The following is a 1,331-nucleotide window of genomic DNA, read 5'->3' as shown; positions in this document are numbered from 1 at the left end:
CACCACGCCCGCCACGTCTTCAGCATCATGCCGACGGCCGAACATACCAAATCAGCCGCGCTGCGGTTCGATCACCGCGAACCGAGCCTGCCACGCCGCCGCATGACGGCTTCGAGCCCGAAGTGACGAATGCTGCGAAATGTGCCAAGGTCTTCTTCGGATCAGATCGGAGGGAGAGGGCAAGCATGCGAATCGGCGTGATCGGGTGCGGAACGATTGCCAGTGCGGTTGTGGAAGGCATCGTTCACGATGGGCATCAGATCACTGTTTCCGAGCGCAGCGCTCATCATTCCTCGTCTCTCGCTAAAGCCTACGAGAACGTTCGGATTGCGGACAACCAAGGCGTAGTCGACGCAAGCGACGTTCTGTTTCTGGGATTGATGGCCGAGGTTGCGACAGATGTCCTCGGCTCTCTGACTTTTCGAGAAGGACAAGTCGCGATTACATTCATGGCTGGTGTGTCGCTTGCGGACGCAGACGTCTTGGTCCGACCGGCACGCGCGATTGCCATAATGATGCCCTTTCCCGGAATTGCACAGGGCGGCACGCCCATTATGATGTATGGCGACGCTGAAATCGTCACGGATATCTTCGGTGCTCGGAACAGCATCTATCCTTTGCAAGACGCGGATGAGATGACAGCCTACCTGAGCGCGCAGGCTGTGCTCTCTCCTGTCGCGCGCATGGTTAGCGATGCTGCGGACTGGCTTGGGGATCGCGTGTCGGACAAAAATCAGGGCGAAGCCTTTCTGAGAGAGTTGGTGGCATCGAACCTGTCGACAATCGCTTGTGAACCCCTGATCGAGGCGCTCAACGCGCCGGGTGGGTACAACCAGAGGCTTCGACTTCATATGGAAGCTCAAGGGATGACCGCGGCGCTCAAGAACGGCCTCAGCAAAATGGCTTAGTCTGAAACTGACAACTGTTCGAGTTGCTTTCGGTTCTCACCGCCGCAGCCAAAACTAAGAGGTAGTAAATCACCAAAGCAGTTGTTCAGGTCGTCAAACGGAACGTCCGTTTCGTCCGCCCTGCCGACCTTCATCCTCCGAAAATGCCGCGCGATGGACGAATGGCCGGTTCTGGTGAAGCTGCACCGTGGCGATCGGCCAGGGACTGAACGGCAGGTCTGGGCCGGTGACCTGCTCCCCATAGAGTCCGCGTTTATGAGTTAGCTCTGTTCAGGGTTTGGTCCTCTACTGACCGTTGGTGATACTCCCACGGGGTGAGCCCGTCGAGGCTCGTGTGGGGGCGGTGATGGTTGTAGTCGTTGCGCCAGCCGGCGATCAACTCGTGGGCGTGGCGCAGATTGGCGAACAGGTGCTCGTTCAGGC

General features: G+C 58.3%; 2 protein-coding genes. One reads left to right on the top strand and one right to left on the bottom strand.

The window, feature by feature from the left end:
- Window positions 1-185: 185 nt before the first annotated feature.
- Window positions 186-908: an NAD(P)-binding domain-containing protein gene (locus KUV62_RS22610; RefSeq protein WP_222606016.1), complete on the top strand. Its 723-nt coding sequence runs from the start codon at window positions 186-188 to the stop codon at window positions 906-908.
- A 253-nt stretch (window positions 909-1,161) separates the two neighbouring features.
- Here the strand turns inward: KUV62_RS22610 and KUV62_RS22605 are convergent.
- Window positions 1,162-1,331: integrase core domain-containing protein (locus KUV62_RS22605; RefSeq protein WP_222602952.1), on the bottom strand; the 170-nt coding region annotated here is incomplete at its 5' end.

It is taken from the genome of Salipiger bermudensis (genome assembly GCF_019801965.1).
Lineage (GTDB): Bacteria > Pseudomonadota > Alphaproteobacteria > Rhodobacterales > Rhodobacteraceae > Salipiger > Salipiger bermudensis_A.
The sequence above is the reverse complement of the archived record's forward strand: the minus strand, read 5'-3'. Positions and strand labels throughout refer to the sequence as shown.

Bases quoted from the DNA above. Each gene is read 5' to 3' on its own strand.
- KUV62_RS22610 (WP_222606016.1), top strand. From the start codon at position 186: ATGCGAATCGGCGTGATCGGGTGCGGAACGATTGCCAGTGCGGTTGTG.